Source organism: Streptomyces sp. NPDC079020 (assembly GCF_044542225.1).
In the GTDB taxonomy this organism is placed as follows: Bacteria; Actinomycetota; Actinomycetes; order Streptomycetales; family Streptomycetaceae; genus Streptomyces.
Map to the genome: position 1 here is coordinate 61,965 of NZ_JBITUB010000027.1, position 11,408 is coordinate 73,372.

Sequence of the window (11,408 nt, forward strand, 5' to 3'; positions counted from 1 at the left end):
GCGGACGACGGTGACCGCGGTCAGCGCTGTCCGCCGTGCCAGCGGGCGCAGGACATGACCTCGAATCCCCGGCTGGGGAAGACGGTGTCCATGAAGAAGTCGTGCATGGCCGCGTCACCGTCGGCGCAACCGTCACGCAGCACGGTCACCCGGTAGTCGCGGTCCGCCGCGTCGTAGCACGTCGCGGCGACCATCGCGCTGGTCGCGACTCCGGCGACCGCGAGACCGCTGACGCCGCTCGCGCGGAGCACAAGGTCGAGATCCGTGCCGGCGAACGCGCTGGCGCGGCGTTTCAGCACGACGACGTCCTCGTCGGCGACCGGCAGAGCGATCCCGGTTCCGCTCGCCCCCTCGTGGAAGGCGTCCCCGGCCTCGTGGAACGACCTGAGCTGCGCGTTGCCCGGTGGCAGGCCGGCCCCGTTGGGCCGGAGGGCGAAGTGCACGAACACCACGAGAACGCCGGCCGCGCGAGCACGCGGCAGCAGTTCGGTGAGCGGCGGCACGACACTCCTGGTGAACGGGTAGCCACTCGTGATGCCCTGCTGGATGTCACCGATGATCAGTGCGGTGGTCACGACAGACTCCCGTCCCGTTGTCCGGTCCGGCGCCCGGTGGACCGGCGGGGCCGCCGGCCGTTCCGGCGGGCCCGAGTACCGGCGATGCCCGACCGTGCGCAGGTGAAGCTACCAGTCACGGCCGGGCGGCCGGGGTGTCGCGCCCTGCGGAGCGGAGGAGCGGGCCTTCGGTCAGTCGATGTACGTGAACGGGGTGTCGGCCGTGGTGTTGCTGTCCACGTCGACCACGCTCCAGGCACGGAACTTGGGATCCTCGAAACCGTCGCCCCTGTCCTTGGGAACCTTCACCTCCGCGACGAAGCTCCCGTCGGGCCCGGCGAACACATCGCGCAGGTCCACCTCCATCTGCGGGCTGGTGTCCTGGAAGCTGATACGGACCTGCTCGCCGGGGACGAAGCCACTGGCCTTGAGCGTCACGACGGCCCCCTCGGCAGCCATGCCGGGAGAGGCGATCACGCGTGGCCGGGCGTCCGGCACGGGCGTGTTCGCCGCCCCGCTCGGCAGCTTGTCGACCGGCGGGTCCGACGGGGTGGCGGACGCCTTCGACCCACCGGGCGTGGCCGAGGCCGTCGCGGATGTCTCCGGCGAGACGGCCGACGACGGCACGTCCGGGTCGGAGTCCCCGCCGGACACCGCGACAGCCGCGATCACGGCGGCGGTGATCGGCACTCGGTGACCCCCGCCCTGCGGGGTCGGCGGTTCGGGAGGCGGGGGTGGAGTCGGGGACGGGGTTGGGGATGGGGCCGGAGACGGGGCCGGGGTTGGAGACTGGGCCGGGCTCGGAGACGGGGCCGGGCTCGGGCTCGGGCTCGGGCTCGGGCTCGGGCTCGGGCTCGGGCTCGGGCTCGGGCTCGGGCTCGGGCTCGGGCTCGGGCTCGGGCTCGGGCTCGGCGAATGAGGTGGCAGCGGCGGAGTCGCGGGCGGCGGACCGGAGGGCCGGGGCGGGGCAGGGCGGGGTTGACCGCCGGGGTCGGGCACGCTGGGTCCTCCTGCTGGCTCGCGAAGATCGTGGAGCCGCTCAGGCTACCGACCGAGGCGATGTCGTGTCTTGACCAATTCCGCTCCCCGGGACCGGCGTTGGCCCCGACCGGGCGGCCGGATCGCCTGGCCACGACCACCACGGAACAACGACACCGTAGGCGGGGCCGGAGCGGAGCCGCCGAGCAGGCGGCCGGGGCACCCGGAGCAGGTGCGGACGGTGCCCCGACCGGGCCGGCCCAAAAGCCCACCGGGCCAGTCCGGTTGCTCACCGAGCCAGTCCAGCTGCCCACCGGGCCGGTCCAGCTGCCCACCGGGCCGGTCCGGCTGTCCACCAGGTCAGCCATTGCCCCGGGTCAGTCCGGCTTCTTCCATCTCGCCCGGTCCACCGGGTCCGAGCAGCGCGAGCACCAGTGACCGATCCCCTCGTGATACGTCCAGCCCAACTCCCTCACCCGCCCCACGGACGCCTGAGCCGTATGCATGAGGTGGCCCAGGAAGTCCTCCTCGATGGGCGGAGCCGGCTCAGCCACCACCAGGTCGAACATGGTGTGGGTGTCACAGTGCGGCCAGTCGCAGGCCAGATAGAAACGGACCGGTCCCGGCGCCTCGCCCTCGCTCGCCAGCGTCATAGGTGAACCCCTCCCTCCCGAGAGCGATGACGGCGGGGCAGGCTCACGGACCGAAGGCGTGGACCGACCCGGAGACCGCCGTACCTCGCTGTGTTGGCAGACATTCGGACGGTATCCGACATACGGCCCTACGGGAGGGCGCTTGCGCCCGCTTTCGGGCGCGCGGGATCAGAACCGGAGCGCGCCGATCAGCCGACGCGCCGTGGGCGCGTGGACGGCGCCCAACTCCAGTGATTCCGACACGTTTCCCGTACGGAGATCGCAACGGTGCCACCACCGGTGGCCAGGGCGAACGCGCGCCCCGGCGGTTCCGCCGCACCACCGTCCGGGCGCCACTTCGCGCCCCGTGATCACCGGTTGTCAGAGGCGCCTCCTAACCTTTGAGGTGTCGTCCTGGGAAGCGAGAGGATTCATCTGTGTCCGACGAGCGGTTGAAGGAGTTCTCCCGGGAACGGCTGGGCGGGCGCCCCGTGCCGGAGGACGTACGGCTCCTGGCGACAGCACAGTGGGAGGGACGCGGACACCCCTTCGAGCAGTTCGGCATCACGATCCTGGAGCCCAGTGCCCAGCACCCGCTGATCGACACCAGCTGTCTCAGCGAGAAGGAGCGCGCCAACCCCGACATCATGGCCAACTGTGCGGCATCCGAGCAGATGGCCACGTATCTGAAGGCCGTGGCCCAGGACGAGGACGGCAACTTCTACGGGTACTGGCTGCACCCGCGGCAGCGGCAGGACCAGCCGCCTCCGGTCATCAAGGTCGACACGGAGTCGACGTACTGGGAATTGGGCGGACGCACCTTCTCCGAAGCCTGCTTGTACGACATCGCGTTCGACGATGACGAGCTGTTCGCGAAGGTGGCCGCGGAGCTGGCACCCCTGCGCATATCCCTTTCGGCCGGTTCCCGTGAGGACCTCGACGAACTGCCCGCCGACCCCGCCCCGGAAGACCTCCACAGACGGCTCTACTACGCCGAGCGGGAAAGGCTCGGGCTGCCGTCACAGAGGTAGCGGGCGTCCCGTGATCCCTGCTGGACGCGGATCACCGGGCTCCCCGGTCACGCGGGCCTCAGTCGTCCTCAAGCAGCTCGCCGGCCGCCTCGGCGTACCCATCGAGCGCCCGGAGCACCGAGGGCACGTCCTGGAAGCGCCTGCGGGCCTCGCTCAGGAACTGCCGCATCTCGGGACCGTAGTGCTGACCGCCGATCTCGTCCTCATCAGGAAGCGACCAGCCCATTCCCCGGGCGCCGAGGAAGCCGTTCACCGCCGCCAGGGCGCGGATGTCGCGGACCACCTCCGCCAGACCGCCCCGGTACAGCTCCTCGGGCTCCCGCGCGTCGCCGAAGACCTCCCTGAACCAGACCTCGGGCGCATCCCCGGCCGGCGCGAACTCATCGGCCAGCGCGTTCCACACAGGTCGCGCGACGAGCACGGAGAAGACACGACGGCCGTACAGGGTCGCCGCCGGCCGCTCCTCGGACGAGTCACTGACGTTCCGCTCGAAATAGCTCAGCAGGGAGTCGATGCCGTGCGGCGGATCGCCGTACGCGTCGGCGTACTCCTCGGCCATCACGAAGTCACCGCTCCAGGCACAACGGCAGAAGTACTCCAGCACCAGGTCGGTATTGGGGTCTCGCTTGATGCCGTCGATGGAGCCGAGCCGGTTGTAGTTGCCAGTGATGCCGAGAGTGACCGGCCGGTACCCGCCCTCGCCCGCCACCAGCCCGACGGCCACCGCATCCGTCCCGCGCAGGCTGATACCGGTGACAGCGCAGCGAAAATCGTACAAGCCCATGGGCTGGATCCTATGCGGCGTCCGCCCGCTGGAAGCCGCTGATTCCCTGACGTGATGTCGTGCGATTCTGCGCGATCCCGTGCGTGGAACCATGGCGAACCGCCTGACTTCAAGGGAGCAGTCGACGAGCGAGAGCACGACGAAGGCCTTCGCCCGATACGGGATCGGTCTTGAGTCTCTGACGGATCCGCGCTTCCCGTAGGCGCCTCCACCCGGATCGAGGCGGACAGGGAGTTCGCCCTCAGCATCGCCCGCCGCCCCGGCCTGCCTGCGGGTCTCACGTCCAACGGCGAGAGCCCCGGCCCGCCCCACCGCCTGCGGCGGGTACGTGTCCCCGTCCCCCGACCCCGGACACCCCCACTCGCGCTTGTCACGAACCGGGGAAACGGCCCCTCCGGGACCGGCCGTTCTGCAAGCATCGGGCTCCACCTACCTGGGGAGTTCCCGTGCGTGCCGTCCCTCTCACGATCACCGTCGTCGCCGCCCTGGCGTTCGCCACGGGATGCAGCTCCGGGCCTCCCGACAACGTGAAGGACTGGTACACGTCGGGCGGTGACAAACAGATCGAGCAGATGCGGGAGGACGCCGCGCGGGTCAACGAGGTGAGCATGGGGACCTTCGACCAGATGGGGCCTGCCTGTGAGGACCTCCTGAAGCATCTGCCCGCCGCCGAGGACCTGGATGCGATACCGGACAAGTCCGCCCAGATCACCTGGGAAGCTGCCCTGAAGGGGCTCCGCAAGGGCGCGGCCGAGTGCAAGGCCGGGGTGAAGGCGAGGGACAGCAGGAAGACGTCCAGCGGCATCATGACCGTCCAGCTGGACGGGCTGCCCAATCTGCGCGACACCGTCACCAGGGTCAAGGCAGTGCTGGACTCGGAGTAGGGAGCAGGCCGGACAGCACACGGGCGGCCCGCGTCCGGGGCCGCCCGTCGCCCGTCGCCCGCAGTGCGAACCGGGCCGCCCGGCTGCTCCGTCCGCGCTCCGGGCACTTCGCTGATGGCAGAGGAACCTGGACACCCGCCGGCCCCTCGCTACCGTCGCATCATGGAACTCACGCAGATCACTCCCACTGTCTGGCAGCTGGCCTTTCCGGTCGGGCACGTCTACTTCGTGCGTCTGCCGGACGGTTTCGGTCTGATCGACACCGGCATGCCGGGCTCCGCTCCCGCGATCCTCGAAGCCCTGACGCGGCTCGGCGGCCGCCCGCAGGACCTGGGGCAGATCGTGATCACCCACTCGCACATCGACCACATGGGCTCGGCCGCGGAGGTCGTCGAGGCCACCGGCGCCCGCGTCCTGGCCGGTGCCGCGGACGCTCCGGCCATCCGGGGGACCGCACCCGAACCCGAGCCGGTCCACACCGCCTCGGAACGCGCGCTTCACGAGCAGATCGTGGCGGGCTCCTCCGGTGCGTACGTCCGCCCCCTGCAGCATGTGCCGGTGGATGTGGAACTGCGGGGCGGAGACACCATCGAGGGCTGGGGCGAGCCCGTCCACGTCCTCCACATCCCCGGTCACACCCCTGGCAGCATCGCGCTGCATCTTCCCTCCAGCGGCGTGCTGTTCCCCGGGGACACCATCGCCACCGCGGAGGGCCGGGCGATCCTCGGCCCGTTCAACGTGGACCGGGAGCAGGCCATCGCCTCCTTCAAGCGGCTGGCCTCGCTGGAGGTGGAAGCACTGTGCGTCCCGCACGGCGAGCCGGTGCACCACGGCGCGGGCGAGGTGCTGCGGGCGGCGACTCCGGAGAACGACTGGGTGTGAGCCGAGCGCGGGCCCTGTGACGGCGTCCGCCACGGGACTCCGCCACGCAGGTCCCGCAACTCAAGTCCCTCCACTCCAGTCCCGTCACGCAGGTCCCGTCACACAGATTCCGCCACGCGGAGACCGGATGCGCCGTCGAACCCTGCGGCCGACTCCCACTCCTCGCGCTCCGGGCCGTCGAAGCCGGGTACGAAGTCCGGGTGCCGCTCCAGCCAGCGGGCCACGTGCGCCCGTACCTCCTCGGTCCCGTAGGCCTGCTCCTCCGTCAGCACGAGATGGCGGACCTGTGCCCGCGCCCGCATGACCACGGGGTCCTCCAGCGCGCAGGCGGCGCGGGCGGCCTGCTCCCGGGCGGCGCCGGTGGGAGGCTCCGTGGTGCGGGACGCCGGGCTGCCGAGCTGGGCCGCACTGGCCAGGTCGGACGCGGCCTGGGTGTCGAACCACGGACGCAACTCCCGTACGGTCCAGCGGTGATACTCCTCGGTGAACGACACCGGGTCCCGCGCCGCGTCCTTGGCGTGGTGGGCGATCCACTGTCCGGCCCGCAGGCCCAGCGCCACGCCCTGCCCGAACGTGGGGTTGGTGTGCATGACCGAGTCCCCGACGCCGACGAGTCCGGCGACCACCGGCCCCGTATCGTCCACGAGCGATGTCCAGCGGTTGTCGAGGCCACCCATCGCGAGGACGTCCGAGAGCGCCTCGTGTTCCAGTGCCAGCCACGCGGCGACGGGGGGAAACGTCCTCGCGACCCTTTCGAACACGTCCGGGTCCTTCAGAGCCGCCCGGGTCGGGTCGGCCGTGGACACCGTCAGTGACACCGCGAAGGTGCCGTTGTCCGAAGGGAAGACCCCGCCTACGGCGAAGGACGAGGCCGAACCGTTCATGAGCCGCCCGGGTTTCCTCGGCGCGTCGGCACGCAGCCGGTACCAGCGGCAGAAGTACGCGATGCCGATCCGCTGGTTCTCCACCACGGCATCCCGGCAACCGCCCTCGGCGAGCCACCCGTTCACCTTCGAGCGCCGGCCGCTCGCGTCGAGCACGAGATCGGCGCCGTACGCACCGGAGGCCGACCGCACTCCCGTCACCCTCGGGATGTCTCCCCGCCGCTCGACGACGAGTCCGGCCACGGGGTCCCCGCGCCGCAGCTCGACGCCCGGTTCGCACTCCACCGCCTCGTGCAGCGCCGCCTCCAGCACGATGCGCCGGGCCTGGACCGTCACGAGGTCCCCGTCACCGGGGCGTACGGGGGGTCTCTCGGGGAACCACGCCAACTCGTCCCGCTCACCGGCCCCCCTGCGCAGCAGGGCCTCGTACACATCCGGTGTCTCGGAGCGGAGCACCTGGCGCACGGGGGCGAGGAGGCCGTGCGGCTGGACCGCCTGCGGTACGCCGGGACGATGCCAGGCGAAGAAGTCCTGGTCGAGGTCGTCACCCGGCCGATGGTCGTCCTGTTCGAACACGGTCACCTCGTGACCTCTGCGTCCCAGGAACAGGGCTACTGCCAGACCGCTGATTCCGCCACCGGCGATTGCAACGCGCGTCAATGGGATCCCTTCCACGCTGTGTTGCGAAGCAACCGTATCCCACCGCCCGCCTCGCCCGGTGGGACCCGTGGGACCGGTGGGACCGGTGATGTGTTCCGCGCCCGGCAACTCCACCAGCGCCGCAGGGTTCCGGCCGTCCCTCACCCCCCGCCCGGCCCTCAGCTTCCGGCGGACACCTTCTCCCGTACGGCGTCGGGCTCCACCGCGGGCGGGGGAAGCGACTCGCTCATCCCGAACCGCTCGTGCAGCCGCCGCAGCGGAGCGGGTGCCCACCAGGTCCAGCGGCCCGTGAGCTTGAGGACGGCGGGGACGAGCAGGCTGCGGACGACCATCGCGTCCATGAGCACCGCGAGGGCGATACCGAGCCCCAGCATCTTGGTATTGGTGACCCGTGAGGTACCTATCGCGACCATCACCACGGCGAGGATCACCGCGGCGGCCGTGATGAGACCGCCCGTGTGCCGCAGGCCGTACCGCACCGCGTGCTCGTGGTCGCCGGTGCGGTCGTGCTCCTCCTTGATCCTGGACAGCAGGAACACGCCGTAGTCCATGGACAGTCCGAAGGCGACGCAGAACATCAGGACCGGCAGGGTCGTCTCGATGTCACCGGTCGACGTGAAACCGAGCAGCCCGGACAGATGGCCCTCCTGGAAGATCCACACCATGGCGCCGAACATCGCCGTGAGGCTGAGGCCGTTGAGCAGCACGGCCTGGAGCGGGATCAGCACACTGCCCGTGAGCAGAAACACCAGGATCAGGGTGACGACCACGATGATCGCGAGTGCCCAGGGCAACCGCTCCCCGATGGCCGACTTGGAGTCCTCCAGGACGGCGGCCCGGCCGGTGACGGAGGTCTCGAACGGGGCCTTCTGGTCGCGCAGTTCGTGCACCAGGCGCTGCGCGCCCTCGCCGACCGCCTCCCCTTCGGGCAGCACCGTGAAGTACGCCGCCGAGCCCGAGGGCGCGACGACGGGACCTTCGACCCGCTGTACGCCGGGCAGTGCCGCCACCTCGGCGCGGTACCCGTCGTACTCGGCGGGCGTCCCCTTGCCGGCGAGCACCTGGACCGCCCCGTCGGGGCTGCCGGGGAAGCCGTCGCGTATGTGCTGCTGCACGACATGGGACTCCGCGTCCGCGGGCAGCTGGCGGTCGTCCGGCGTACCGAACTTCACGCCGAGGAACGGCAGTCCGAGCAGCACGAGCCCGGCCGCCGTGGCGGCGGCGAAGACCGGGGCGCGACGCATCACGAGCGCGGCGGCCCTGGCCCAGCCCGCGCCCCGCTCCTCGGCCTCGGGCCGTCCGCGCCGGAGCGCCCGGCGCAGGTCGAGGGAGTTCACCCGGTGGCCGAGCAGCATCAGCGCGGCCGGCAGCAGGATCAGCGCGGCGGCCGCGGCGAGCAGCACCACAGCGATCCCGGCGTACGCGAAGGAGCGCAGGAAGTACTGCGGGAAGAGCATCATCGCGGCCAGCGACACCGCGACGGTCAGCGCGGAGAACAGGACCGTGCGTCCGGCCGTGCGCAGCGTCGTGCCCACCGCGTCGCGCACCTCCGCACCGTCGGCGAGCTCCTCGCGGAACCGCCGGACGATGAACAGGGCGTAGTCGATGGCGAGCCCGAGGCCGAGCGCCGTGGTGAGGTTCATGGCGAAGACGGAGACATCGGTGAACTCGGTGATGCCGCGCAGTACGGCGTTGGTGCCGAGTATCGCCACGATGCCCACGAGCAGCGGCAGCAGCGCGGCTATCGCGCTGCCGAACACCATCACCAGGAGCACCAGCGTGATGGGCAGGGCGATCATCTCGGCCCTGAGCAGATCCTCCTGGATGGTGTGGGTCATCTCGTACTCCACGGCCACGGGCCCGCCGATGGTCACCTCCACCGGACCGTGCGTGCCGCGGAAGTCGGGGGCCATGCGCTCCAGCGTCTGCGCCGTGGTCTTCTCGTCGCCCTCGATCCGGGCCGCGATCAGCGCCTGCCCACCGTCCTCGGCACGCAGGGCCGGCGCGGAGGCCTTGTCCGCCTGCCAGTACGAGCCGACTCCCGTGACACCGTCCCGGGCCGCGAGCCGCTCGGCGAGCTTCCGGCCCTCGGCGGCGACGGCCGGATCGTCCACACCCGCGCTGCCGCCGTCGACGAGCAGCAGCACATTGGGCTGCGAGGCGGGGAACTCCCGCTCCAGCGCCTCTGTCGCGTACGTCGATTCGGCGGCGGGGTCCTGCCAGCCGCCGCTGCCCATCCGGTCGGCGACGCCGCTGCCCGCGAACACGGCGAGCGCGGTGACGACGAGGGCGACGATCAGCGAGAGCCGCGGCCGAGCGGTCACGAAGGCGGTGAATCCGCCGGGCCCGGGCGGACTGCCGACTGCGGTCATGGTGCGGTGTCCTCTTCACCTGGATCCACGGCTCCCCGCCGGGCCTGCGCGCGGACAGCCACACATAGCCTGAGCAGGGCACGACGGATCGCCTGTTGCCCTAGAATGGCAAACACGAGCTACCGCTCGCATTTCCCTAGAATGCGAGTGATCACTCGCGTTTGTCAATCACTGCCCCGCGCCCGGAACACGGCAGACGCGCGAACGGCAGGCCGGACGAGCGAGTGGGAGGACGTCCATGCCCGAGCAGGAACCGCAGAACGCACGCCCGCAGAACGAAGGACCGCAGGGAGCAGAAGCGCAGGGAGCGGAGGCGCGGAGCGCCGGACCTCACGGCGAGCACGCGCAGAGCGATGGCCCGCAGACCGATGGCCCGCAGACCGAGCACCCGCAGACCGACGCGAAGAAGCCGCGCCGCCGCCAGGCCCGCGGCGAGCGCCGGGTCGCCCAGCTGCTCCAGGCCGCCGCCTCGGTCTTCTGCCGGACCGGTTACTCGGCAGCGAGCACCAACGCGATCGCCCGCGAGGCAGGGGTCTCGCCCGGCACGCTCTACCAGTTCTTCCCCAACAAGGAAGCCATCGCCCTTGAGCTGGGCGGCCGGCTCCTGGAGGACTGGCGGGCCTCGAACGGCCAGGCGCTCGCACCCGAGAACATCGCGCTGCCCCTGTCCGAGATGCTGGACGCGGTGATCGACCCGCTGCTCGACTTCAAGACCGCGAACCCGGCGTTCCACGTCCTCATGCACGGCCCGGACGCCCCCGGAGAGCTCACCGCGGGCTTCGAGACGGTCCACGGCGCCGTACTCGCCCAGATCGAGCAACTGCTCGCGCTCTATCTGCCGGACACGCCCGGAACCGAGCGTGCGCGCGTCGCCAACACCGTACTGGCCCTGTTCAAGGCGGGCCTCGACCTGATCGCGGCGCACGAGGACGAACGCGAGGCGTACAGCGCCGAGTTGAAGAAGGTTCTGTTCCGCTATCTGGACCCCGTCATCGGCGACAAGGTCCTCGACCCGACGGCCCCGGTCCCGACCGCGAGCCCGGCGCCCCCTTCGTCACCCTCGTAACCCGTCACCGAGCCCGCGCCCGGTCAGTCACCGGTCCTCGCCCACGCGCTCACGGGCGCGAGGATGGGGGTGGACCCGGCTGAGCACCGTGCGCACATGCTGGTACGACGACGGCCTGGCTCAGGCGGATTCGAGGAGCGGGCGGATCTCGATCGTCTCCGGAGTGGGCAGGCTCTCGGCCAGTTCGATGGCCTCCGCACGGTCGGCCACCTCCACCACGAACCATCCGCCGGGTGTCTCCTCGCCGGTGTGCGCGGGCCCGTCGGTCACCGAAGACGCCCCGTCGGTGGCCTTGCGCACGGTCGCCGGGCGCTGGTGCTCGGTGTCCAGGGCGTCGCCGCCGACCAGCTTTCCGGCTGCCGCGAGCTTGCCGGTCCAGGTCTGGTAGTCCGAGCGGTAGGCGTCCCGGTCGGCCTGGATCCGGCGGCGTGACTCGTCGGTCTCAAAAGATCACGAGGGCGAATTTCATGGATGTTCCTCTCCGGCCGCCGTTCAGGCGGCCGCTGTTGGCATGGACGGGGGTGAGGTTATGGGGTGGTGGTGATGGCGTACGGTCCGGCCCCGCCCGGCCACCGGGCCCTGGTCCGCGGACGGGGTGTTGTGGGTGGTGGTCAAGGTGTTGCGGGTTACGGGTCTGTCCCAGGGGGTGGTGGTCGTGGGGTGGTGGGGGTCGGGTGGGGG

General features: G+C 71.1%; 13 protein-coding genes. 5 read left to right on the top strand and 8 right to left on the bottom strand.

From position 1 onward, the window contains the following. Positions 1 to 20 precede the first annotated feature (20 nt). Together ACIGJO_RS34165 and ACIGJO_RS34170 are read right to left on the bottom strand one after the other, a co-directional pair. Positions 21 to 575, bottom strand: coding sequence for a cysteine hydrolase family protein (locus ACIGJO_RS34165; protein WP_399965001.1), 555 nt, complete (start codon positions 573 to 575; stop codon positions 21 to 23). Positions 576 to 746: 171 nt separating this feature from the next. Then, on the bottom strand, positions 747 to 992 hold the full coding sequence (locus ACIGJO_RS34170; RefSeq protein ID WP_399965003.1) for a hypothetical protein: 246 nt from the start codon (positions 990 to 992) through the stop codon (positions 747 to 749). Between ACIGJO_RS34170 and ACIGJO_RS34175 the strand changes: the two genes are divergently transcribed. Next, positions 982 to 1,251 carry a hypothetical protein gene (locus tag ACIGJO_RS34175; RefSeq protein WP_399965005.1) on the top strand — a complete coding sequence of 90 codons (270 nt, stop codon included), beginning with the start codon at positions 982 to 984 and terminating at the stop codon, positions 1,249 to 1,251. The genes ACIGJO_RS34170 and ACIGJO_RS34175 overlap by 11 nt on opposite strands. A 658-nt stretch (positions 1,252 to 1,909) precedes the next feature. Here the strand turns inward: ACIGJO_RS34175 and ACIGJO_RS34180 are convergent. Next, positions 1,910 to 2,185, bottom strand: coding sequence for a hypothetical protein (locus ACIGJO_RS34180; RefSeq protein WP_266922739.1), 276 nt, complete (start codon positions 2,183 to 2,185; stop codon positions 1,910 to 1,912). Positions 2,186 to 2,601: 416 nt separating this feature from the next. Between ACIGJO_RS34180 and ACIGJO_RS34185 the strand changes: the two genes are divergently transcribed. Continuing rightward, positions 2,602 to 3,195, top strand: a complete 594-nt coding sequence (locus ACIGJO_RS34185; protein WP_399965008.1) for a hypothetical protein — start codon at positions 2,602 to 2,604, stop codon at positions 3,193 to 3,195. 58 nt (positions 3,196 to 3,253) lie between these two features. Here the strand turns inward: ACIGJO_RS34185 and ACIGJO_RS34190 are convergent, their stop codons facing one another. Continuing rightward, complete coding sequence (locus tag ACIGJO_RS34190) at positions 3,254 to 3,979, bottom strand: hypothetical protein (RefSeq protein ID WP_399965010.1); 726 nt, start codon at positions 3,977 to 3,979, stop codon at positions 3,254 to 3,256. 446 nt (positions 3,980 to 4,425) lie between these two features. On the opposite strand from ACIGJO_RS34190, the gene ACIGJO_RS34195 reads away from it, so the two are divergent. Beyond that, positions 4,426 to 4,863: a hypothetical protein gene (locus tag ACIGJO_RS34195; RefSeq protein ID WP_399965012.1), complete on the top strand. Its 438-nt coding sequence runs from the start codon at positions 4,426 to 4,428 to the stop codon at positions 4,861 to 4,863. 162 nt (positions 4,864 to 5,025) lie between these two features. Next, the gene (locus ACIGJO_RS34200) at positions 5,026 to 5,745 is read left to right on the top strand and encodes an MBL fold metallo-hydrolase (RefSeq protein ID WP_399965014.1); all 720 of its coding nucleotides are present in this window, start codon (positions 5,026 to 5,028) and stop codon (positions 5,743 to 5,745) included. 98 nt (positions 5,746 to 5,843) lie between these two features. Here the strand turns inward: ACIGJO_RS34200 and ACIGJO_RS34205 are convergent, their stop codons facing one another. After that, a complete protein-coding gene (locus ACIGJO_RS34205) occupies positions 5,844 to 7,289 on the bottom strand; it encodes an NAD(P)/FAD-dependent oxidoreductase (RefSeq protein ID WP_399965016.1) in 1,446 nt (481 codons plus the stop codon). Positions 7,290 to 7,447: 158 nt separating this feature from the next. Then, complete coding sequence (locus tag ACIGJO_RS34210) at positions 7,448 to 9,661, bottom strand: MMPL family transporter (RefSeq protein WP_399965018.1); 2,214 nt, start codon at positions 9,659 to 9,661, stop codon at positions 7,448 to 7,450. 238 nt (positions 9,662 to 9,899) lie between these two features. Here ACIGJO_RS34210 and ACIGJO_RS34215 point away from each other — a divergent pair, with 238 nt between their 5' ends. After that, positions 9,900 to 10,727: a TetR/AcrR family transcriptional regulator gene (locus ACIGJO_RS34215; protein WP_399965020.1), complete on the top strand. Its 828-nt coding sequence runs from the start codon at positions 9,900 to 9,902 to the stop codon at positions 10,725 to 10,727. A 120-nt stretch (positions 10,728 to 10,847) separates the two neighbouring features. Here the strand turns inward: ACIGJO_RS34215 and ACIGJO_RS34220 are convergent, their stop codons facing one another. Both ACIGJO_RS34220 and ACIGJO_RS34225 read right to left on the bottom strand, forming a co-directional pair. Continuing rightward, entirely contained in the window at positions 10,848 to 11,147 is a 300-nt protein-coding gene (locus ACIGJO_RS34220) for a YciI family protein (protein ID WP_399965030.1), read from the bottom strand. A 72-nt stretch (positions 11,148 to 11,219) separates the two neighbouring features. Then, on the bottom strand, positions 11,220 to 11,408 hold a 189-nt coding region (locus ACIGJO_RS34225), incomplete at its 5' end, for a hypothetical protein (RefSeq protein ID WP_399965022.1).